19 protein-coding genes and 1 pseudogene are annotated in these 20,986 nt (G+C 37.8%); 11 read left to right on the top strand and 9 right to left on the bottom strand.

Annotation, left to right across the window (positions count from 1 at the left end):
• Positions 1 to 123: 123 nt before the first annotated feature.
• From AACV33_RS01930 to AACV33_RS01920, 3 genes and pseudogenes are all read right to left on the bottom strand, one after another.
• A pseudogene (locus AACV33_RS01930) lies at positions 124 to 534 on the bottom strand (NAD(P)-dependent oxidoreductase); the annotation flags it as partial.
• A 9-nt stretch (positions 535 to 543) separates the two neighbouring features.
• The gene (locus tag AACV33_RS01925; RefSeq protein WP_255458512.1) at positions 544 to 927 is read right to left on the bottom strand and encodes a TauD/TfdA family dioxygenase; all 384 of its coding nucleotides are present in this window, start codon (positions 925 to 927) and stop codon (positions 544 to 546) included.
• Between the two features lie 20 nt (positions 928 to 947).
• Entirely contained in the window at positions 948 to 1,565 is a 618-nt protein-coding gene (locus AACV33_RS01920; RefSeq protein WP_255458510.1) for a hypothetical protein, read from the bottom strand.
• 160 nt (positions 1,566 to 1,725) lie between these two features.
• On the opposite strand from AACV33_RS01920, the gene AACV33_RS01915 reads away from it, so the two are divergent.
• The 6 genes from AACV33_RS01915 (at position 1,726) to AACV33_RS01890 (ending at position 8,172) form a co-directional block, all read left to right on the top strand.
• Positions 1,726 to 3,066 (top strand): aminotransferase-like domain-containing protein, encoded by a 1,341-nt coding sequence (locus AACV33_RS01915; RefSeq protein ID WP_182699773.1) that lies wholly within the window; start codon positions 1,726 to 1,728, stop codon positions 3,064 to 3,066.
• Between the two features lie 16 nt (positions 3,067 to 3,082).
• A complete protein-coding gene (locus AACV33_RS01910) occupies positions 3,083 to 3,913 on the top strand; it encodes a phosphotransferase (protein WP_182699772.1) in 831 nt (276 codons plus the stop codon).
• A 128-nt stretch (positions 3,914 to 4,041) separates the two neighbouring features.
• On the top strand, positions 4,042 to 4,593 hold the full coding sequence (ycfP, locus tag AACV33_RS01905) for an alpha/beta hydrolase YcfP (RefSeq protein ID WP_012550020.1): 552 nt from the start codon (positions 4,042 to 4,044) through the stop codon (positions 4,591 to 4,593).
• Positions 4,594 to 4,948: 355 nt separating this feature from the next.
• Positions 4,949 to 6,238: an NAD(P)/FAD-dependent oxidoreductase gene (locus AACV33_RS01900; RefSeq protein WP_017020510.1), complete on the top strand. Its 1,290-nt coding sequence runs from the start codon at positions 4,949 to 4,951 to the stop codon at positions 6,236 to 6,238.
• Between the two features lie 173 nt (positions 6,239 to 6,411).
• Positions 6,412 to 7,716, top strand: a complete 1,305-nt coding sequence (locus AACV33_RS01895; protein ID WP_012550022.1) for a DEAD/DEAH box helicase — start codon at positions 6,412 to 6,414, stop codon at positions 7,714 to 7,716.
• 9 nt (positions 7,717 to 7,725) lie between these two features.
• Entirely contained in the window at positions 7,726 to 8,172 is a 447-nt protein-coding gene (locus AACV33_RS01890) for a hypothetical protein (RefSeq protein WP_012550023.1), read from the top strand.
• A gap of 173 nt (positions 8,173 to 8,345) precedes the next feature.
• Here the strand turns inward: AACV33_RS01890 and AACV33_RS01885 are convergent, their stop codons facing one another.
• From AACV33_RS01885 to AACV33_RS01875, 3 genes are all read right to left on the bottom strand, one after another.
• The gene (locus AACV33_RS01885; RefSeq protein ID WP_017020508.1) at positions 8,346 to 9,812 is read right to left on the bottom strand and encodes a carbon starvation CstA family protein; all 1,467 of its coding nucleotides are present in this window, start codon (positions 9,810 to 9,812) and stop codon (positions 8,346 to 8,348) included.
• Positions 9,813 to 9,995: 183 nt separating this feature from the next.
• On the bottom strand, positions 9,996 to 10,712 hold the full coding sequence (btsR, locus tag AACV33_RS01880; protein ID WP_023603123.1) for a two-component system response regulator BtsR: 717 nt from the start codon (positions 10,710 to 10,712) through the stop codon (positions 9,996 to 9,998).
• The gene (locus AACV33_RS01875; RefSeq protein ID WP_017020506.1) at positions 10,705 to 12,387 is read right to left on the bottom strand and encodes a sensor histidine kinase; all 1,683 of its coding nucleotides are present in this window, start codon (positions 12,385 to 12,387) and stop codon (positions 10,705 to 10,707) included. Before AACV33_RS01875 ends, btsR begins: the two co-directional genes overlap by 8 nt.
• Positions 12,388 to 12,628: 241 nt before the next feature.
• Between AACV33_RS01875 and AACV33_RS01870 the strand changes: the two genes are divergently transcribed.
• Positions 12,629 to 13,219 (top strand): acetate uptake transporter, encoded by a 591-nt coding sequence (locus AACV33_RS01870; RefSeq protein WP_017020505.1) that lies wholly within the window; start codon positions 12,629 to 12,631, stop codon positions 13,217 to 13,219.
• Between the two features lie 89 nt (positions 13,220 to 13,308).
• Here the strand turns inward: AACV33_RS01870 and AACV33_RS01865 are convergent, their stop codons facing one another.
• On the bottom strand, positions 13,309 to 13,470 hold the full coding sequence (locus tag AACV33_RS01865; RefSeq protein ID WP_012550027.1) for a hypothetical protein: 162 nt from the start codon (positions 13,468 to 13,470) through the stop codon (positions 13,309 to 13,311).
• Between the two features lie 307 nt (positions 13,471 to 13,777).
• On the opposite strand from AACV33_RS01865, the gene htpX reads away from it, so the two are divergent.
• Together htpX and AACV33_RS01855 are read left to right on the top strand one after the other, a co-directional pair.
• Positions 13,778 to 14,653 (top strand): protease HtpX, encoded by an 876-nt coding sequence (gene htpX, locus AACV33_RS01860; RefSeq protein WP_012550028.1) that lies wholly within the window; start codon positions 13,778 to 13,780, stop codon positions 14,651 to 14,653.
• Positions 14,654 to 14,796: 143 nt separating this feature from the next.
• Entirely contained in the window at positions 14,797 to 15,291 is a 495-nt protein-coding gene (locus tag AACV33_RS01855) for a YehS family protein (protein WP_012550029.1), read from the top strand.
• Between the two features lie 91 nt (positions 15,292 to 15,382).
• On the opposite strand, the gene AACV33_RS01850 is transcribed toward AACV33_RS01855, so the two are convergent.
• Both AACV33_RS01850 and AACV33_RS01845 read right to left on the bottom strand, forming a co-directional pair.
• The gene (locus tag AACV33_RS01850; RefSeq protein WP_231850897.1) at positions 15,383 to 15,811 is read right to left on the bottom strand and encodes a hypothetical protein; all 429 of its coding nucleotides are present in this window, start codon (positions 15,809 to 15,811) and stop codon (positions 15,383 to 15,385) included.
• Positions 15,812 to 16,008: 197 nt separating this feature from the next.
• The gene (locus tag AACV33_RS01845) at positions 16,009 to 17,292 is read right to left on the bottom strand and encodes a dicarboxylate/amino acid:cation symporter (RefSeq protein WP_182699771.1); all 1,284 of its coding nucleotides are present in this window, start codon (positions 17,290 to 17,292) and stop codon (positions 16,009 to 16,011) included.
• 429 nt (positions 17,293 to 17,721) lie between these two features.
• Here AACV33_RS01845 and AACV33_RS01840 point away from each other — a divergent pair, with 429 nt between their 5' ends.
• Together AACV33_RS01840 and AACV33_RS01835 are read left to right on the top strand one after the other, a co-directional pair.
• The gene (locus AACV33_RS01840) at positions 17,722 to 19,131 is read left to right on the top strand and encodes an amidohydrolase (RefSeq protein WP_023603126.1); all 1,410 of its coding nucleotides are present in this window, start codon (positions 17,722 to 17,724) and stop codon (positions 19,129 to 19,131) included.
• A gap of 202 nt (positions 19,132 to 19,333) precedes the next feature.
• Positions 19,334 to 20,872: a L,D-transpeptidase family protein gene (locus AACV33_RS01835; protein ID WP_182699770.1), complete on the top strand. Its 1,539-nt coding sequence runs from the start codon at positions 19,334 to 19,336 to the stop codon at positions 20,870 to 20,872.
• Positions 20,873 to 20,986: the final 114 nt, after the last annotated feature.

The raw sequence follows: 20,986 nt of genomic DNA, 5'->3' as shown, positions 1-20,986 counted from the left end.
GTTGCCAAAGTCTCAAAGTTAAATGGGCGCAGCAATAGTGCAGCATTCAACTCTTTCATGGTTTCAATAAAGACCAATAAGCCAGCGATTAAACAACCACGACGAATTAATGGGAAATGAACTCGTAAGAGTTCCATTTTCTGCACCAGCTTGCCCCCCAGAAACAGGAGCATCAATAAAGTTGATCTTTTTTTGTTTGCACTGTTGCGCAAGCTCTATCGCTAAGTCAGCTGAAACTGTTGTATGATCAACAAGAATGGCATTTTCTTTCATTCCTTCCAGTACGCCTTCTGGCCCATAAACAACGCTTCGGACATCATCGTCATTTCCTACGCAAATAAATACAATGTCACAGTTCTTAGCTGCTTCAGCAGGGCTTGAGGCTAAAAAACCTTTGTATTCAGTACACCATTGAAGGGCTTTATCTAAAGAACGGTTATAAACAGTTGTCTCTAGTCCCGAGTGTTGTAAGTGCCCAGCCATTGGGTATCCCATTACACCTAATCCAATAAATGCTACTTTTTGTGCTTCCATTCTATGCTCCTAGTCTTGTGCAATATGTTTATTTTCTTCATTAATAGGGATAATTCGTTCTAATGAGCTCATGCCGAATAAGCGAATTAACCAGCGATCTGTTCCGTCATCTCGTGGTGAAAATCCTTCTCTGCTGTGCATTAAGCGTTGATTTTTTATGATTAAGAAATCGCCAGGTTGATAAGTAATGGCATTATTTAACTCTGTATTTTTGAGTTGTGCTTCCCACATAACAAGAGCGGCTGCAGCTTCTGTTGTGAGTGGTGTTGTATTTTCTTTGTCGTAACGGCAGTAGGCCAATCCATCATTATCAAAGCTGATAAGTGGGAGAATCGTTTTAACAGATTGTTTAAATGAATCCGGTCTTGAAATTTCAAAGTGAGGTTTACTCAACTGTTCAATAACTCCGCTACTTAATTGATTAAGTACGTCATCAACGAGTATGAAATTAGATTAACTTTTAGATCTGAGCGTAGTGACATTAGAGATAGGAACTCTGGACAGCCACTTTTATCTGTTATTTTTTCATTAGTAAGGGGAAGATCAGGATTATCGACATGATGACCAAAAGTATGTTTTGAACCGTGTGAGGATTTATCATTTCGCCCTTTTAGTGATGGAACGACATGTCTAAATAGCAGTCCATCGTTTTCACTTTGATATGAAGTTGGTTCAATTTTAGCTAATTGATATATGCCAATGTTAATGGCGCTGATGATGGGTAATTTACTTGGTGAAACATAGCCATTATATGGTGTTTTACAAAGGTTTTGATCAATAGGTAAGCCTCTAATAATTAATGCCTGTTGATCTTTATTTTCTTTGAAATTAGAAATTGTATAATTAAGTTCTTTTGTTAAACAATGCTTTATTGTAGTTCCGAACCAGTGACTAGTTCTTAGCCATGATTTGTCATCTCCTAATCTCAAGTGAGAAAATGCGCTGCTTAATTTCCTTGCTGAATCGTAAGGAATATGAATTTCTATTATTTTTAGCAGCTCTTGGCTGCTTTCTTTTTTTAAATTGAACACTTTCCGTATGTCCTATATGTTAATTACCAACTGAGGTTTGACTATAAAACAACCTAGTGACATATGTCAATTAAATTGTATTAAAGTATTTCATTCATAATCTGCTAGTAATAAACTAGGTCATAATGTTGTCATATTTGGATTTAGTGCCGGTGAGTAGATGAGTGAAAATAAATTTAAGCAAATAGCGGAGACTATTGAGTCACGAATTATTGACGGTATATATCCCCCAAACTTTAAACTTCCTCCTCATAGAGAGCTAGCTAATGAGTTATCGACAACACCTGCTACTATCGCGAAAGCTTATAAATTGCTTGCTGATAAAAAGAGAGTTGAGCCATTTGTAGGCAGAGGAACCTTTGTATGTGGTGAGTCATGTTTAGATCAAGTGATTCAATCTTCTGAAGACAACGGAGACTATAATTTTTCAATATTACAACCTTGCTTGAGCCATAATGTTCAACCGTTAAAAGAAGCATTAGAGAAAGCAGCTAGTCAATTAACCTCAGATCTCATTGGATATACGGAGCACTCAGGGCATGAAACTCACCGTTTAGCAGGTGTGAATTGGGCGAAAGAATATGGTTTAGTTGGTGGTAATGCCAATAACACTTTACTGACAAATGGCGCACAACATGCTCTTTCTTTATTGATTGAGGTATTGACTAAGCCCGGTGATACCATTGCTATTGAAGCGTTGGTTTATCCCGGAATTATTGCTATTGCGAGTTTGCTTGGTAGGCAAATCGTGGGTGTAGCGCTTGATGACAAAGGGATGTCCCCAACAGATTTAACTAGAGTTATTAAACAGCATAAACCTAAATTAGTCATCGTTATTCCTAGCTTTCAAAATCCAACTGGTATAACGATGCCCACAGCTCGTCGTAAAGAAATTGCAGACGTCATTATTAAGAATAATATTTATCTAATTGAAGATGATATTTATGGTTTTTTGAATGAAAAAGTTATTCCTGCTATTTGTAATTGGTTACCGGAACAAGGCTTTCATATTACAAGTTTATCTAAAGCAATAAGCCCTGCAATTCGATGTGGTTTTGTTAAGGTTCCTGATATATATATTTCAAATGTTGGTGCTCAAATTCGAGCCAGTATTTGGCTATCTTCTCCAATTAATTACATTGCTGCGAGTGACATGATTGAAACAGGAGTCGCTTATCAACTAGCAAACTATCAACGTGAGATAGCTTTACGCCGACAAGAGATGGTATATGAGGTTTTTGGCAATAGTTACTTAAAAACAGATGGTTATCATGTTTGGTTACCGCTTATGGCGCATTGGCAACAAGATCAATTTGTTTTAGAGGCAAAAAATCGAGGATTAATTGTAAGTAGTGGTAGCTATTTTAATGCTACAGATACGCACTTGAACCATGTTCGTTTATCTTTAATGTCAATTAATTCAGATGAGAAATTTAAAAAGGGTTTAAAAGCATTATTTGAACTTCTAAATTCAAACAATAAAACCATGTTTCCATTTTAAAGAGTCTAGGATACCTATGAGTTTAAATACGCTAAAATTAGATCTTATTCATGTTGAGCCACTTACGGGGGGATTAACTAATGCCTGTTTAAAAGTAGAAGCGAAAGAGGGGACTTTTGTTTGGCGTCCTGTTTCAGAGCAAGCGAAGTTACTTGGTGCTGATCGAGATAAAGAACGTGACATTTTAACAGCGTTACATGCAGTCCCTTCAACCCCAAGAGTACATGACTCAAATGAACATGGTTTGTTAGTTGAATGGTTTGATGGGGAAGTGATTGCTCTTGATAAAGCTCAAGGTGTTGCGATCGAACTATTAGTCTCCGTCCACCAACTGACAATAGATAGGTTCACTGATGAGCTTAAAAATGATGTGATGAGTTTGAAATCACGCATTTTGGATTACTGGTCAGCGTTAAAAACAGAAAATCAAACAAGAGAAATGCAAACTTACGTTGACTATTTTTCTACAAAAGAAGAACAGGCTTTGTTCACTACCTGTTTATGTCATTATGATATTGGGGCTTATAATATAATTGTAAAGGAAGAAGGCTATGGTTTAATTGATTGGGAGTACGCTTCTATCGGTGATCCGAGTCAAGATTTAACAACGATGATTATTGCTAATCAGTTTGATGCTGATGAGGTTATTTCTGATTATTGTCAGCAGCGTAACGTTGACATCGAACCTTGGCAAAAAGCGGTGGCCTATTGGACACCTTGGGTGTGCTTTATGGGGGCGCTATGGTTCACGCTAGGCCATCAATTACTTAAAGATCACTGTTATCAAGAGTTGGCTGAGCGAGAAATGAACAAGCTAAAAAAATTATTACCTTTAATTCAGAAATAAATAAGTAATAATCTAAGGTAGATCACTGTTCTCATTATTGCTCAAGCTAAGGGCTTTAAAACCTTATTTTTCATGGTAGATTAAATTTACTATATGGAAAGTTCTTATTCAAGAAACAGGGGGAATACATGATTATTTATCTTCACGGCTTCGACTCAACCAGCCCAGGTAATCATGAAAAAGTGATGCAGCTTCAATTCATTGATGAAGATGTACGTTTTATTAATTACAGCACTCTGCATCCTAAACATGATATGCAGCACTTATTAAAAGAAGTGTCTAAAGTGATAGAGCAAGCGGGTGATCCAAACCCAATTATTTGCGGTGTCGGCCTCGGTGGGTTCTGGGCGGAGCGTATTGGTTTCTTATGTGGTATTCGCCAAGTGATGTTTAATCCTAATTTGCATCCTGAAGTGAACATGGAAGGGCGAATTGATCGACCTGAAGAATACGCTGATATTGCAACTAAGTGCATTGAGAAGTTCCGTCAAAAGAATAAAGAGCATTGCTTATGTATTTTATCAAGAAGTGATGAAATCAGAGATAATGCTGAAACGGCGGCAGAACTTGAACCTTACTACCAAGTGATTTGGGATGAAAGTGAGGGGCATAAATTTAAAAAAATCTCACAACATCTCCAAGCGATGAAAGTATTTAAAGACGAAGAAACATTGATTTAAAGACAAAAACTTATTTTAGTAACATAATCAAAACCTCACTATTTCGTGGGGTTTTTTGATCTAAACCAAAGAAACTCATTTCTGTTACAAAAACTTTCAATTTAGTCATTTATTTTACACCTCAAAAAAAATCTTCTCCATAACATCTATATCTGCTTGATAACATCAGAAATAGAAAGATATAATGAAAAAATAGAACGATAAGAAGCATAAATTGCTCTAAGTTAGTGTGACGTGAACGCCGTTTCCTCAAGACTCTCTTTTACTATATGTAATAAAACATGTTGAGAGCATCAATTTTTTAATCTGAGTATTCGGGTTAATACACTTTTTTATTTTTTAGAGGAAGATTGCAATGACTAAGATTGTTATTGTTGGTGGTGGAGCTGGTGGTTTAGAGCTTGCTACTAAGTTTGGTCGTACACTGGGTCGCAAAGGCCGTGCTGAAGTGACGTTGGTTGATCGTAAAACGAGCCATTTATGGAAACCATTACTGCATGAAGTAGCTACAGGGTCTTTGGATGAAGGTGTTGATGCAATCAGTTACCGTGCACATGCTAAAAACCATTCATTTGATTTTCAAATGGGCAGCTTGTGCGATATTGACCGTGAGAAAAAACAAATCAAGTTAGCTGTCATTAAAGATGAGCATGGTGAAGTTATTGTTCCTGTTCGTCATATTGATTATGATTTCTTGATCCTTGCTATTGGTTCAACATCAAATGATTTTAATACACCGGGCGTTCGCGATAATTGTATTTTCTTAGACAGTCCTGAACAAGCGAATCGTTTCCGTACTGAAATGAATAATCAATTCTTGAAGTTACATTCGCATCCAACACAAAAAACGGTAGATATTGCGATCGTTGGCGCGGGTGCGACAGGTGTTGAGCTTTCTGCTGAATTGCATAATGCGGTTAAAGAACTTCGTTCTTACGGATTTGGTGATTTAGATTCAAGTAAATTGAATGTAAGCCTAGTGGAAGCGGGTGAACGTATTCTTCCTGCTCTTCCTCCTCGTATTTCGGCTTCTGCACACAGTGAATTAACGAAACTTGGTGTGAATGTACGTACGGCAACGATGGTAACAAAAGCCGATTCAGAAGGTTTACATACTAAAGATGGTGACGTTATTCCTGCACAAATCATGGTATGGGCTGCGGGTATTAAAGCGCCTGATTTCATGAAAGACATCGCAGGTCTTGAAACGAATCGAATCAATCAACTTGTTGTTAAACCAACATTACAAACAACACGTGATGATTGTATTTTTGTTATTGGTGACTTGGCATCATGCCAACAAGCGGACGGTAGTTTTGTTCCACCTCGTGCTCAATCTGCTCATCAAATGGCAAGCCATGCGTTTAAGAATATCATCGCTAAGATGACTGATCGTGAAATGAAACCATACGTTTATAAAGATCATGGTTCTTTAGTGTCATTAAGCAACTTCTCAACGGTTGGTAGCTTAATGGGTAACCTAACTAAAGGCTCAATGATGATTGAAGGTCGTATTGCTCGTATTGTGTATATTTCACTTTATCGCATGCACCAAGTTGCCTTACATGGTGTCTTTAAAACAGCACTGATCGTGCTTGTTGGTCGTATTAATCGAGTATTACGTCCAAACCTAAAACTTCACTAATTCGGTCGTTTTAAAAATAAATGAGTAAAAAGGCAGAAGTACTTTGGTATTTCTGCCTTTTTTTATGATTGAGTAACAAAAAATGTGCGCTAACTCACCATAAATCATCTATAATGCGCGGCTAAATTATATATCACTGAATAGATAGACTGTTCGCTTAAGGAATCCACTTTATGTCATTTTCATCTCAAGGTCTTGCACCTGAAGTCGTAAAAGCATTAACTGAATGTGGTTATCAAAAATTAACCCCAATTCAGCAGAAAGCTATTCCTTTGGCGCGTAAAGGTCATGATATTCTGGCTAATGCACAAACGGGTACAGGTAAAACTGCTGCGTTTGCATTGCCTGTAATTCAACGATTATTAGATACCAAAAAATCGGCGACTCGTCGTTCAGCTCGTGCGTTAATTCTGGCTCCAACTCGTGAGCTTGCAGAGCAAATTGCAGTAAATATTATTAGCTACACGAAATACACGTCATTAAAAGTGACGGCTGTATTTGGTGGCAAAAAGATGTCTTCTCAAGAACGAGCGCTTGATCCTGGTGTTGATATCTTAGTAGCGACACCTGGTCGTCTTCAAGAACATATAGAAGAAGGCAATGTATCAATCGCTAACCTTGAATTTTTAGTATTCGATGAAGCTGACCGTATGTTAGACATGGGCTTTGTTAACGCAATCCGTAATATCATGATGGAAGTTAATTCAGCGCCGCAAATTATGTTGTTCTCTGCGACGTCTTCAGCGCAAATGAATAAGTTAGCGAGTGATATTTTACGTAAACCAAAACGTATTTCAGTTGACCGTGAAAACATGACGGCAACAACAATATCACACGTTGTTTATCCGGTAGATGAAGAACGTAAAACTGAATTACTATCAGAATTAATTGGTCGTAAAAACTGGCAACAAGTATTGGTTTTTGTTAACTATAAAGAAACCGCAAACAATATCGTTAAAGAGCTTAAGCTTGATGGTATTAAAGCGGTGATTTGTCATGGTGATAAAGCACAAAGTGCTCGTCGTCGTGCTCTAGAAGAGTTTAAAGAAGGTAAAGCTCGTGTCATGGTTGCAACGGATGTTGCTGCTCGTGGTCTTGATATTGCTGACTTACCACACGTAATTAATTACGATATGCCTTTCTTGGCTGAAGATTACGTTCACCGTATTGGTCGTACAGGCCGTGCTGGTAAAAAAGGTCATGCGATTTCTTTTGTTAGCCGTGAAGAAGAGTTAACGGTTGTTCAAGTGGAAACACTTATCCAACAACGAATTCACCGTGTTGAGCAACCTGGCTATGAACCAAAAAGCCGTGAATCTTACATTGAAAAAGTGAATACGAAAGCAGGATTTAAAGATCGTAAAGGTCGTACAAATAATGCGACTAATGCGAACCAAGATCAGTCATCTGCTGAACGTCGTATGCGTCTAAAAAATGCAATCCAGAAGAAAGCTGGCATTACTAAGCTAAAAAAGTAAGGTTATAAAATGGAACGTGATTATACTTTTGAATGCCTAGTGACGATGCCACGACATGACTTAGAAGAATTCAGTCATCGCGTTGTTAGTCGTATGGTTCCAGAAGAAACGATGAAAGAGATTTTTACCTTTGATCAAGAAGAAACAGTGAATGAAGACAGAATGCAAACGGCTCAACTTGATGCCATGCTTCGTCTTGCTGCTGTGGCTCTTGGTGAGGTGACTCACGCGTTCTCTGAGTCGGATAATTCACAACAGAATAGTTTACGTATGATGCGTCTTATTTTATGGCATGCTTATGCGATGTTGTTTAATTTAGAAGAAGCCGTCACTCTTGAGCAGCACTGTGAATTGGTCGAAACCATTTTGATGAAACCGCCAACAGATGCATTGAATTGGTTGCCTATTTTGTCTAAATTATTAGGTGATTACGCGAGCATCGCGGCAAAGAAATAAATTAAGTTAATCTAATTATCTTTGATAAAACGGCAGTGATAGCAGTATCACTGCCGTTTTTATTTGTTTCCATTTTTTGGAGATATTACACCCAATAAAAAACCGAATCATGAATGTGATTCGGTTTTTTATGTACGAAATAAAGCGATTATAACACTCGCTTTATTTATTGATTAAGACTGTAAACTCTCGTCTTCAGAATCAATTTCGCCTTTTCCTTTTGATTTTACAATCACCAAGCCTGCAATAACAAACGAAGACACAACACCAGTAATGGTTGATAGCGTCATTGGTAAACCAAAGCCAAGTTGATGATTACTTAAAATAAACGTAATACAAACACTTGTCATAAAGATAGCAGGGACGGTACTTACCCAATGCAGTTTATTGTGACGAAGTAGGTAAGCTGAGGCTGTCCATAACATCATTACTGCGGTGGTTTGGTTAGCAAAACCGAAGTAGCGCCAGATAATACCGAAGTCAACTTGTGTTAATACTGCACCAAGAACAAACAGTGGAAGCGCCATTAATAGACGGTTACGAAGTGTTTTTTGTTCCATGTTGAAGTATTCAGCAAGGATTAAACGGCTTGAGCGGAATGCTGTGTCACCCGATGTGATTGGTAGGATAACAACGCCTAAGAAAGCGAGGATGCCACCAAAAGTACCCAAAAGACCAAATGAAGAGGCATAAACGACGTTTCCAGGGCCACCATTTGCGACAGCCGCTTGAAGTGTTTCCATGCTATCAAAGAAAGACAGAGCAATGGCACACCAGATAAGCGCGATAATACCTTCACCAATCATTGCACCGTAAAACACAAAACGGCCATTTTTTTCATTTTCCATACAGCGCGCCATTAATGGTGATTGCGTTGCGTGGAAACCTGAGATTGCACCACAAGCAATCGTGATGAATAGAGCAGGCCATAGCGGTAAATCATTTGGATTCATGTTTGTGAACATTTGGCTCGGTTCGTAGCTACCAAGAACTGAGTGATCACTTGATAATGCAATGGCTGAAATTAGACCAACAGACATGAAAATCAATAGAGCGCCAAATAATGGATAGAAGCGACCGATGATTTTATCTACCGGCACGATCGTCGCCAAGATATAGTAACCAAAAATGATAACAACCATTGATGTCATCGTGACACCTAAATCAAATTGGTCATTCATTAGGTTTGTTAGCATACTTGCTGGAGCCGATACAAAGACAACACCAACAAGAAGAAGTAGAACAATCGCGAACACATTCATAAAGTGTTTTGCGCCATTGCCTAAGTATTTTCCGGTAATCGTTGGTACTGAAGCCCCACCATTACGAATAGATAACATACCTGAGAAATAATCGTGTACTGCACCGGCAAAAATACAGCCAAGTACAATCCATAACATAGCTGCAGGGCCGTAAAGGGCACCCATGATTGGGCCAAAAATTGGACCGACACCTGCAATGTTTAGAAGTTGAACCAGATAGACTCGTGGTGTCGACATTGGTACAAAATCAACGCCGTCTGTTTTTGTGTAAGCGGGGGTTTTTCGGTCTTCTTTAATGCCGAAGATTTTTTCAATAAATGCGCCGTAAATAAAGTAGCCACCAATCAGTGCAGCAACGCAAGTTAGAAACCAAACCATAATTCATTCCTTGTAAAAGTTATCTAATGTAATAATAGGTAAATTAATATGTTGGTTATCATACTGATGGGCGTAAAGAGTTCACGTCCAAAAAAGGTGAGTGGTTAAGATAAGAGGTTCAGTGGTGTTATTTAATGTTAAGTGGTTTTTGTTCGTGTAACGATGACGTTATAAAAAATAAATTTAGCATTGTATGCCAAGACGTTCTTTAATTTCTTTAAGATGCCGACGACTTACTTGGGCCACGTGACCACTTTGCGTTACAATGTCACTTGTGCCATTGTCATGCAATTTAATCTCTCTAATGAAATGGGGATTAATTAAAAACTGGCGGTGACAGCGGATCAATGGCGTTTTTTCTTCAAGGACTTTTAGAGTCAGTTGAGTGCATGCTTTTTCTGTTTTTGTCAGCAACTCAACCCCAGATGCTTGAATGCTAGCCACTTCAATATCATGAGAGGGCAAAAGAAGAATGCGGTTATGACCAGAGCAGGGGATCAATTCAATCTCTGTTTGAGCGATAGGGGATAGATCTTGTTTTGTCTCTGCGGCTAATAAACGTTTGACTGTTTTTTTAAGACGGCATGGGTCGATGGGTTTTAAGAGATAATCAAAGGCATTGTCCTCAAAGGCTTTTACTGCAAATTCATCATAAGCGGTAACAAAGACAATATTAGGCATCGTATCAGGATCAAGCATACTAATAAGATCCATTCCTGTGATCTTAGGCATCTGAATATCCAAAAATACAACGTCAGGTTTACGTTGGTTAATTTGCTTTAAGCCATCAATGGCATTACCGCACTCCGCTATGATCTCAATGTGACCAATTTCATTCAGTTGTTCAATTAACTCTTCACGAGCAAACAATTCGTCGTCAATCACAATGGCTTTAAGCATGAGTAATAGTCTCTACTGGCAAATGAATAGTGGCTTTGGTTTGTTGGTTTTCAATGCAAGACATTGTTAACCCAAAGGCATCACCAAATTGATTTTTTAAACGTTTATCAACAATGTTCGTTCCTAATCCATCGCTGTTTTCTTGTTCTATGTATAACCCGGCATTATCGATAACTTCTAAAATGACTTGGTGATGAGAAAGATAGGCTTTAATTGTAATTTCTCCCTCTTCAAACATATTTGACGTCCCATGCTTGATGGCATTTTCAACTAGCGGCTGCAACGTAAAAGTGGGCAGCTTTAATGAATATAAACGTTCATCAATGTCCATATTTACGGTTAATCGGTCAGCAAAACGGGCGAGCTCAATCTCTAGATAAGATTGTACGTGATGTAACTCTTCTTTTAAGGTGACTTGCTCAAAGTTCTGTTTTAAATTTCGGCGGAAAAATTGAGATAAATGCTGAATAAGTTCTCTTGCTCTGTTTGGGTCGCGACGAATAACAGCACTGATGGTATTTAATGCATTAAATAGGAAGTGGGGGTTCACTTGAGCTTGCAATAACCGTAATTCAGCTTGAGTTAATAAAGTCTGTTGTTGTAAATATCGCCCCGCAAGAATTTGGTTTGAGAGCAGTTTAGCAATACCTTCTCCCAGCGTAAGGTTGATATAGGAAAATAATTTACGTTTCGGTTCATACAGTTTAATGGTTCCAATTACCTCATTATTTACACCAATGAGTGGGATAACTAAGGCTGAACCTAACTTGCATTTGTCATTAATTGAGCATTGGTAAGGATGCTCATCCCCATCAATGTACATCACTTTGCTTTGTATAATTGCTTTTCGTGTGTAATCCGAGGCAATAGGGGTTCCCGGTAAATGGTGATCATCACCGATACCAATAAAAGCCAATATTTTTTCTTTATCGGTAATCGAAACAGCACCAACCCCTGTTTCTTCATAAATTATTTTAGCAATTTGTTCGCTGTTTTCTTGGTTAAAGCCTTGGCTTAAAATACCCACTGAACGTTGTGCAATATTCAGTGCTTTATTAGAGAAAGCGGCAGAATATTTTTCGTAAATTGCTTTTCTATCTTGGATAATACTCATGAACATGGCTGCACCAATAGAGTTAGCAACAATCATCGGTAAAACGATAGATGAAACGAGTACATAAGCTTGGTCAAATGGCTTAGCAACGATGAGAATGATCGCCATTTGAAGTAATTCAGCGATAAAGGCGATCATTAAGACCGTTCTTGGTCTAAACAACTGGTCTATTTGATTCTTTCTCAGAAAGTATAAATGAAACAAACCACCTAATAGTCCTTCTGCCGTCGTTGATATTGCACAGGCTAAATCGGTAAATCCACCCATAGAATAGCGATGTAATCCTCCTGTGAGTCCAACTAAAAAACCAACTAAAGGCCCACCTAATACACCGCCCATAACGGCACCAATCGCACGGGTGTTTGCGATGGCATCTTGAATAGCGAGTCCAAAATACGTGCCTAAAATGCAGAAGCCAGAAAAAATGATGTAACAAAGGAAGCGGTGACTCCAACGACCAGAAATCGTCGTAATAGGAAGAAATAAAGGTGTTTTACTTAATAGGTAAGCAAGAACAAGATAAACGCTTAATTGCTGTAAAAGGGAAAACACCAATTCCATGATGGGTCTCTATATATAAAGCAGGATAGTTAGTGTAATCGGAAATGTGCAGAGAGTCTAAATAGAAGAGGGAGAAATTTATTTTATTGTTACGGAGTCGTAAAAAGAGGGTTTACTTATGATAATCGCATAAGTGGAATATAAGATTCCATAATTGGTAGTTGTGATGTTGGTCACTCGTAAATAGAATGCGCACGCTAAATACTTTTTTAATCATTACACTTTTTTTTGAGGCTCCAGCATGTCAAATAAACTTGCGAATCCAGCACCATTAGGCTTAATGGCTTTTGGTATGACAACTGTGTTATTAAACCTGCATAACGCTGGTTTCTTTCCTTTAAATACTGCGATCTTATCAATGGGTCTTTTTTACGGTGGCATCGCGCAAGTAATTGCAGGCATCATGGAGTATAAAAAAGGTAACACGTTTGGTACGACTGCATTTACTTCTTACGGTTTCTTCTGGTTATCGTTAGTTGGTCTAATTCTTATGCCTGAAATGGGCCTAGGCCAAGCAACATCACCTGCTTTCATGGGTTGGTATCTTGCAATGTGGGGTGTTCTAACATTCTTCTTGTTCTTGGGTTCATTTAATTACCCACGTGCTAAGCAAGTGGTATTTGGTAGCTTAACTATTTTGTTCGCATTGCTTTCAGCTCGCGATTTCACAGGTAGCGTAGTAATTGGCCACATGGCTGGTTATGTAGGTCTATTCTGTGGTTTCAGTGCAATGTACTTCTCTATGGCTCAAGTCATTAACGGTGAGTACGGTCGTACTGTATTGCCTGTTGGTGAAATGAAAGCGAAAGAAGCAGCAACGGTTACTGCATAAGTGTTAGCTTATAAATAACCGTTTATAGAATAGTAAAAGGCAGCTTGCTAATAATTAGTAAGCTGCCTTTTTTGTATGTGATGCTTTAGTTATTGATATAGGCTCAATAATGCCTCTTGAGTGTCAGCTATCTTACTTTCAATATCATTCGTGGATTCAATACCTAGTTGTGCTTTCGCTTCTTCTTTAGATAATCCTAGGTGACAGCAAAGCATATCAATTGCCATTAGGTAAGTTTGTTGTTCTGCCATGTTCAATCCTTGATGTTATTACTCATGATTTTTCTTGATCACAAAGTAAGTTGAATTACTTGCTTTGACAATACGACCAAAGTCTAAAGTGATTTTATTCTCGGTTATTTGAGTGAAGAGAAACGGAAAGAGAATAGAAAGGTGAATAGATAAAAGAAAGTGTATCAAAGTGCGTCAAACCCTTGTATTTGTGGGAAATGACACTATCTTATGCATATACCTATTAAACGTGCTAGATGCGTTTGGTGTCTGCTCAAAAAAACAAAATCAATGAGTAGAATTAAATTATTAATCGGAGAAAGAATAAATGAAGCGTATTGCGCTGTTTTTAGCAACAAACTTAGCGGTAATGATCGTATTCAGTATTGTATTGAATATTGTTTATGCAGTCACGGGGATTCAGCAAGGTAGCCTATCTGGCTTACTGGTTATGGCCGTATTATTTGGTTTTGGTGGTTCATTAGTTTCTTTATTAATGTCCAAAAAAATGGCATTACGTTCAGTGGGTGGTGAAGTTATTGAACAACCACGTAATGAAACTGAACATTGGTTAATGGAAACCGTTTCTCGCCAAGCACAACAAGTGGGCATTGGTATGCCGACTGTAGCGATTTACGATTCACCAGATATGAATGCGTTTGCAACGGGTGCAAAACGTGATGACTCTCTAGTCGCTGTATCTACTGGTTTATTACATAACATGACTCGTGATGAGGCAGAGGCTGTTTTAGCGCATGAAGTGAGCCACATTGCTAACGGTGATATGATTACGATGACATTAATGCAAGGTGTCGTGAATACCTTCGTTATCTTCTTATCTCGTATGATCGCGAATGCAGTGAGTGGGTTTACTTCTAATGATGAAGAAGGTGAGGGCGAAGGCGGTAGCTTTATGACTTACTTTATTGTCTCAACGGTATTAGAAATTGCGTTTGGTTTCTTAGCCAGTTTCTTAACGATGTGGTTCAGCCGTCATCGTGAGTTTTATGCGGATGCAGGTGCTGCTAATTTAGTCGGTAAAGATAAAATGATAGCGGCTCTTGAGCGCCTACGAATGGGACAAGAATCTCAACTTGAAGGCTCTATGATGGCATTTGGTATTAATGGTAAAAAGTCACTGACTGAGCTATTAATGAGCCATCCACCACTAGAAAAACGTATTAACGCACTGCGTCAGTTATAATACTGTTAACGTTTATGCGATTGTGATGAAACCCGAGATTATTCTCGGGTTTTTTATATCCAGAAACGACATAAATCTTTTACCTATCTACATTACGAGTTATAGTCTGCCTCTAATTTATATTAAGACATTTAGGATTTACCTTGACTAATAACGACGTTCTACGACGCATTCGCTATACTTTTGATTTCGACGATACAAAAATGATCGCCCTATTTGGTGCAGCAGATCTTAAAGTAACTCGTGAAGAAGTATGTAACTGGTTAAAATCAGACGAAGATAAAGATTACAAAAGCTGTCAAGATGTTCAATTAGCAACGTTTCTAAATGGTTTCATCAATGATCGACGTGGTAAGCGTGAAGGCGAGCAACCAAAGCCAGAGCAAAAACTAACGAACAACATTATTCTTAAAAAATTACAGATTGCTTTGAATTTAAAAGCGGATGAAGTATTAGACTTAATGAAGTTAGTTAACTTCCGTCTAAGTAAGCATGAATTGAGTGCATTCTTCCGTAAAGCCGATCATAAACACTACCGTATTTGTAAAGATCAAGTTTTACGTAACTTCCTACAAGGCGTTCAATTTGATTTACGTGGTGAAGTAACAGAAGAAGATGAAGAAAACGAAAGCGAATAAGCGTTTTTTCTTCTCACCATAATAAAAAACCACGATTTCATTTACTGAATCGTGGTTTTTTTATGCGCGTTATTTTAGTTTCGTTTCTACATTAGAAACTCCACTGCATACTCATCACAATGATACCCGGCAGAATAAAACCAGCTTCAACACCAAAATAATCGGTTAGATTGTATTGTGCGGCATGGTAAATATAAGGGGCGAAAGCTATCCCTACTTTTTCTTTTGCGGTTTCATAGATCCCTCCGTCACCACAATTTTCAAAAGCATCAACGAAGAACTCTCCAGCGTATGAATACATTCCTTTGATGACTAATTTGTCGTTAACACGATACCAGTCTTTTCTGACGCCGATTAGCATACAGCGATTGGCTTGGCTATTTAGAAAGGTGCCCACCATAAAGCTGTAATCTGAATCTTCAGAAAACTTACGTTCGACAGAAAAGTATTGATTACCAAAGTATTGATGTGAATCAGGATCGTAAGGAACGAGGTGATAAAGGAATGAACCTGTATTCATAGAGTAAAGAGAAAGGGATTCAGCGTTACTTTTAAAAGATGATAGGAAAAGAAAAAGTAAAGTGGTCAGAAAATAAGGCTTCATAGCTCAAAAGATGTAAAAAAAATGTAGTCACATTATAAATGCTTTATGTCTGAATATAAAGAGAGAGCATAACTAGCTCTCTCTTTTTATTGATATTTATACTAAATATAGAACTAGCCGTTTACTTTTTCAGTAAATACTTCATCAGTGGTTGATTCTGCTTTACCTATTTCACCTTCTGATTTGGCAACAATGGTATTTACTGCGGTATCACCAACAACATTAGACGAAGTACAGAACATATCGTTAATACGGTCAACCGCGGCCACAATAGCAAGACCTTCAGGCGGAAGGCCAAGTTGGTGTAAAATAACGCCGACCATGACAACACCACCACCCGGAACACCACCAGCACCAATGGAAAGTAATAGAATAGTGAAGCCTAATGTAAATAGATCTGCAGAGCCGATAGGTTGACCAAAAGCATTAGCAACAAAGATAGCGGCAAGGGCAATATAAATAGAGACACCAGACATGTTCATGGTTGCGCCTAATGGAACACCAAAACCGGCCACAGATTTAGATACGTTTAACTTTTCAGTTAATGTTCGCATCGTTACAGGGATGGTCGCATTTGAACTTGCTGTTGAAAGTGAGAATAAAATTTGCTCACGTACTGCACGTAAAAATGTTTTAGGTGAAATCCCAGTTGATAAACCAACCATGATTGGATAAAAAACAAAAATCCAGAAAACAAGCATCGAAATAACAAGAGCCACGTAACCTGCAACTGACATTAAGGTATTTGCATCTAGCGTCGCACCTAATTGAATCATCAGAGCAAACACACCATAAGGAGCTAGGCTCATTACTAGGCTAATTAGCTTCATCATGATTTCATTGGCAACTTTAAACGTTTTAATCGCAGGACCGCCACGATGATCAAGCGCTTGAATGGCAAGCCCCGTTAAAATTGCCATAAAGATGATTTGTAGCATATTACCGCTAGCAAAAGCCTCTACAGGGTTACTAGGAACGATATTCGTAATGAGTGAGAAGATGTCCGGTGTTTCCGTTGCTTTCAGTTCCACAGAGCCTGCGACAACGGTTCCCGCTAAGTTCGCATCAGCACCAGGGGCAAAGATCATACCGACAGTTAATGCTGCGGCTATCGCGATGATGGTGTTAATAAGGTAAAGAGCAAAAGTTTTCCCACCAAGACGACCAAATGAAGCAATGTCTTTTAGTTCAACGATACCGCAAACAATAGAGACATAAACGAGAGGAACAACAAGTAATTTGATGAGTGAAACAAACATCCCACCAACGCCTTCTGCTGCTCCTAGTAGGAACGAATCAAAAAACGCAACCCCATTAAACATGTATTGAATCGCGGTACCAATTAATAGGCCAGCGAATAAACCTATAAAAATTCTACTTGAAAGTGATTTTTTCATTATGTATTTTTTCTCCAGAATATTGTGCTCACTAATAGGTGAGTCCTTGTAATGTTTCTCTATTAATTGAGAAATCAACAGAATGTTTACATATTGTTAACGTAATTGAAAGTGATAAAAATGGTGTTTAACTCATCAAAAAGAGAATGAGAATTATTTTTATTGAGAGAATTAATAATTAGCGGTTGTAAAACCAATCACTTACGAGTATTTTTTATGGTTTGATAGACTGTATGTATTTTGAGTTATATGGGAATAAACTCTTGGTTATGTGACAGCTGTCGTTATTTGGTTTGTTTTTATTGCTATAGAGTCACCATTTGAAAGGGAAATGTGAAGGGTGCCATATATATTATTGACAATATGCTTGATATAAAAATAATAGCGTATACCATTCACGCCAATATTTTACTATTGATGAGTTTATTCATGTATTTAAGAAAATCACTGCTTGCTGTTGCGATTGCTGCAAGCTCACTATTTTCGTTTTCGGCAAGTTCGGCGCAACAAGTTGACTTGATGATTACCGATGCAACGTTACTAACAATGAACGATTCGAAAGAGATATTTGAGAATGGTGTTGTTGTTATTTCTGGTAATAAAATTATTGCTGTTGGCGATAAAAGCATTGCCTCTAAATATGTCGCAAAAACGCTATTAGACGTCGATGGTGATATTGTTTTACCGGGTTTAATTAACACTCATACTCACGCTTCTATGACCGTCTTTCGTTCATTAGGTGATGACGTTCCAGATCGTTTACACCGCTATATCTTCCCTCTAGAGAAAAAGTTAGTGTCACGCGATATGGTTCGTATTGGTGCTAACTTAGGTAATGTAGAAATGGTTAAGGGTGGGGTAACCACTTATGCTGATATGTATTACTTTGAAGATGAAGTCGCGAAAACGGTTGATAAGATCGGTATGCGTGCAATTCTAGGTGAAAGCGTCATTAAATTCCCAGTTGCAGATGCAGCAAATGCAGACGAGGGGATTCAGTACGCACTAAACTTTATTGAAGAATATAAAGATCATCCTCGTATCACACCAGCATTTGCCCCTCATGCTCCATATACAAATACAACTGAAACGCTACAAAAAATTGCTAAATTATCGTTAGAGTTGGATGTTCCGGTAATGATCCACCTAGCTGAATCTCATCGTGAAGAAGAAGTCATTGCTGAACGTGCGAACGGACTGTCACCAGTAGAATACATGCACAGCATCGGAGCGCTTAATAAAAACCTTATTGGTGCGCATATGATTTTGATTGATGATAAAGACATTGAACTAGTAAAAGAATCAGACATGGGTGTTGCTCATAATATGAGTGCAAACATTAAATCAGCAAAAGGGGTATCTCCTGCGCTTAAAATGTATGACGAAGGTGTTCGTATTGGTTTAGGAACGGATGGGCCAATGTCAGGCAATACGCTAAGTATTATTGATGAGTTCAACCAAGTCGCTAAAGTACACAAATTAGTGAATAAAGATCGTGCCGCAATGCCTCCAATCAAAGTGATTGATATGGCGACAATGGGCGCGGCGAAAGCGCTTCATATGGAAGATAAAATTGGTTCTATCGAAGTCGGAAAATTAGCGGATATCATTGTTGTTGATACAAAAGCACCGAACATGATGCCTGTGTATAATCCTTATTCAGCGCTTGTATATTCTGCGAATTCAGGCAACGTTCGTCATACTATTGTGGATGGTAAAATATTGATGAAAGATCGTGAAATGCTGACGGTTGATGAAGAGCAGATCAGGCAGGAAGTGCTCGATTTTACCAAAATTGTGCGTAAAACGGTTATTGAAAGTGGTGAAATTGTTCAATAATATTTAACCTATAATCCAATTAAAATAGAGAGTTAGCTTCGGCAGCTCTCTTTTTTATGCCCGCTAATTTAAATAAAAAGGGTGCTCTTTAGTTCTTATTTATAAGTATTATATCTAATGCTTTTATATTAAGAGTGAAACTTGCTATTCATCACCTTGAGTCTACTCTCATAAAGAGGACTTAATATTTAAGGGGTGATAAATGAGCCGATATATTGTATTTTTTACACTTCTTTTTTGTTATTTTCCCTTATCTGCTCAAACAGAAGACGCTGATACTTACATAAGAAAACATCAAGGTTCGCTGTATTATGCTTCAGATGTGTCTCGTTTATATCCAAACTCTCAACGTAAATGGAATCGTGCCGAGGATAGAAAAGAAATAGAGAATCAATTCGCACTTCTTATTCTTGCTGACGTGAATAATTCTTTAGCTAAAAGATACGAAAATTTACAGAATACAGAAGGGCTTGAATACGATGTTTTAGCAACAGACACGTTACTATATATGCTTACGTATCAATCATTAATACCAAAGTACGGTACTCGGTGGCTATTTGGTGGACGGTTAAATAATGATTTTGGAAAGCCGTCTTTATTTCTTACTGAAAAAGTAAATCAACATTTTGAAGACGATACATTAACGGCGTTAGTGAGTCAGTTAAAACCTCAATCGAAACAATATCAAGATTTATACACACGACTATATCGTTATTATGATCCTTATCATCAAGAAGCCCCAAAACTATATTCCTCACGATTATTGAAACCGAATCAAGACATTCCATATAAATCACTTGTATATAGATTGCAAATATCAGGGGAATTAAATGAAGAACAAACCCACTATTTTTTGAACCAAGAAGGGGATAAATATAATAATGAATTAGTAAATGTGGTGAAATCATTTCAAAAACGACATGGTTTAGTCGTAGATGGTATTGTCGGTAAGAGGACATTGTATTGGCTAAATATGAGTACGAATGAACGTGTACGAATTATGGCATTAAATATTCAGCGTTTACGTTTATGGGAAAATAAGAACGCTCGATTTGTTCTCGTAAATATACCTTCTTATGAAATGGGGTATTGGTCGAAAGGTGAGCTTGTTTTTAAAAGTAAAGTGATCGTAGGTAAGCCAGCAAGAAAAACCCCGCTCTTTATTACTCGATTAGACTCCATCGTATTTAACCCTAATTGGAAAGTGCCAACAAAGATAATGAAGGAGGATATCCTACCAAAAGCCCTTGAGAATCAAGACTATTTATTAACGCATAATTATGAAGTGCTTCCATCTTGGTTAAGTGATGAGGTGATTCCTTTTGAAAGTATTGAATGGGAGACAATGACCGTTGATAACTTTCCTTATAAATTAAGACAAAAGTCGGGCAACGCAAATGCATTAGGTCGCTATAAATTTAATACACCAAACCGTAATGCTATCTATCTGCATGATACTCCGTCACGATCTTTATTTAATAAACAACATCGTGCTTACAGTTCAGGGTGTATACGGGTAGAGAAAGCGTCAGAATTTGCACAACTTTTAATGAAAGAATCGCATTTTACTGCGAAAGATTATGCAGGCTATCATCGATTACCAAAAACAAATACGGTAGGGTTATCGCAAAAAATAGCGGTATATACCATTTATCAAACAGCGTGGGTAGATGAAGCGGACACCATTCAATTTAGAAATGACGTATATCGATATGATGAATGGAGTAAGAGTAAAAATTGACCTACTTTTCACATAACAATAAAAACCTTGTTGCTCAATAAGTAAGCATGATTGAATGGGGTAATAAGCCAAATTAGCATTGTTCATTATTTGACCAAGTTAACGTAAGTGTGT

Origin of the sequence: Aliivibrio sp. SR45-2, from assembly GCF_963890165.1 — a bacterium.
In the GTDB taxonomy this organism is placed as follows: Bacteria; Pseudomonadota; Gammaproteobacteria; order Enterobacterales; family Vibrionaceae; genus Aliivibrio; species Aliivibrio salmonicida.
The sequence above is the reverse complement of the archived record's forward strand: the minus strand, read 5'-3'. Positions and strand labels throughout refer to the sequence as shown.

Bases quoted from the DNA above. Each gene is read 5' to 3' on its own strand.
- AACV33_RS01915 (WP_182699773.1), top strand. From the start codon at position 1,726: ATGAGTGAAAATAAATTTAAGCAAATAGCGGAGACTATTGAGTCACGA.
- AACV33_RS01910 (WP_182699772.1), top strand. From the start codon at position 3,083: ATGAGTTTAAATACGCTAAAATTAGATCTTATTCATGTTGAGCCACTT.
- ycfP (WP_012550020.1), top strand. From the start codon at position 4,042: ATGATTATTTATCTTCACGGCTTCGACTCAACCAGCCCAGGTAATCAT.
- AACV33_RS01900 (WP_017020510.1), top strand. From the start codon at position 4,949: ATGACTAAGATTGTTATTGTTGGTGGTGGAGCTGGTGGTTTAGAGCTT.
- AACV33_RS01895 (WP_012550022.1), top strand. From the start codon at position 6,412: ATGTCATTTTCATCTCAAGGTCTTGCACCTGAAGTCGTAAAAGCATTA.
- AACV33_RS01890 (WP_012550023.1), top strand. From the start codon at position 7,726: ATGGAACGTGATTATACTTTTGAATGCCTAGTGACGATGCCACGACAT.
- AACV33_RS01885 (WP_017020508.1), bottom strand. From the start codon at position 9,812: ATGGTTTGGTTTCTAACTTGCGTTGCTGCACTGATTGGTGGCTACTTT.
- btsR (WP_023603123.1), bottom strand. From the start codon at position 10,712: ATGCTTAAAGCCATTGTGATTGACGACGAATTGTTTGCTCGTGAAGAG.
- AACV33_RS01875 (WP_017020506.1), bottom strand. From the start codon at position 12,387: ATGGAATTGGTGTTTTCCCTTTTACAGCAATTAAGCGTTTATCTTGTT.
- AACV33_RS01870 (WP_017020505.1), top strand. From the start codon at position 12,629: ATGTCAAATAAACTTGCGAATCCAGCACCATTAGGCTTAATGGCTTTT.
- AACV33_RS01865 (WP_012550027.1), bottom strand. From the start codon at position 13,470: ATGGCAGAACAACAAACTTACCTAATGGCAATTGATATGCTTTGCTGT.
- htpX (WP_012550028.1), top strand. From the start codon at position 13,778: ATGAAGCGTATTGCGCTGTTTTTAGCAACAAACTTAGCGGTAATGATC.
- AACV33_RS01850 (WP_231850897.1), bottom strand. From the start codon at position 15,811: ATGAATACAGGTTCATTCCTTTATCACCTCGTTCCTTACGATCCTGAT.
- AACV33_RS01845 (WP_182699771.1), bottom strand. From the start codon at position 17,292: ATGAAAAAATCACTTTCAAGTAGAATTTTTATAGGTTTATTCGCTGGC.
- AACV33_RS01840 (WP_023603126.1), top strand. From the start codon at position 17,722: ATGTATTTAAGAAAATCACTGCTTGCTGTTGCGATTGCTGCAAGCTCA.
- AACV33_RS01835 (WP_182699770.1), top strand. From the start codon at position 19,334: ATGAGCCGATATATTGTATTTTTTACACTTCTTTTTTGTTATTTTCCC.